Here is a 342-nt window from a genome sequence, read left to right as displayed (position 1 = left end):
CCGCGTCACCGGTAATGTAAAAGCCGGTGGCGATTTCTAAAGATGATTTGATGTCTCTTTTGAAGCGGTCAATGATATCTACACGCTCCCGTTCAAGCGTGACCAGCAAAAGCATCTGTATCGGTCTTCCAACCGCCTTCGCTGACACGATAGATACATCGGCCTCTATGATGCCCTCGGCTCGTAGCCGCTTCAATCGTCGCTGACACGCGGTCGCGGACAATGCGACCTGTTCGCCAATAGCGTCAGAGGTCAGTCTGTTGTTCTTTTGAACGAGCTCGAGGATGCGAGCTTCGATGCGATCGTATTTTTTCGGGAACCCACGATATGCCAATGGTCAAA

The 342-nt window shown here is 51.5% G+C and carries 1 protein-coding gene; it reads right to left on the bottom strand.

Going from position 1 to position 342, the window contains the following annotated elements:
• Positions 1–334, bottom strand: a 334-nt coding sequence (locus EN859_RS36235; RefSeq protein ID WP_135913673.1) for a winged helix-turn-helix transcriptional regulator, incomplete at its 3' end; no start/stop codon positions are given.
• Between the last annotated feature and the right edge of the window lie 8 nt (positions 335–342).

Origin of the sequence: Mesorhizobium sp. M00.F.Ca.ET.216.01.1.1 (assembly GCF_004010325.2) — a bacterium.
Lineage (GTDB): Bacteria > Pseudomonadota > Alphaproteobacteria > Rhizobiales > Rhizobiaceae > Mesorhizobium.
This window is presented reverse-complemented; position numbering and strand designations above follow the sequence as displayed.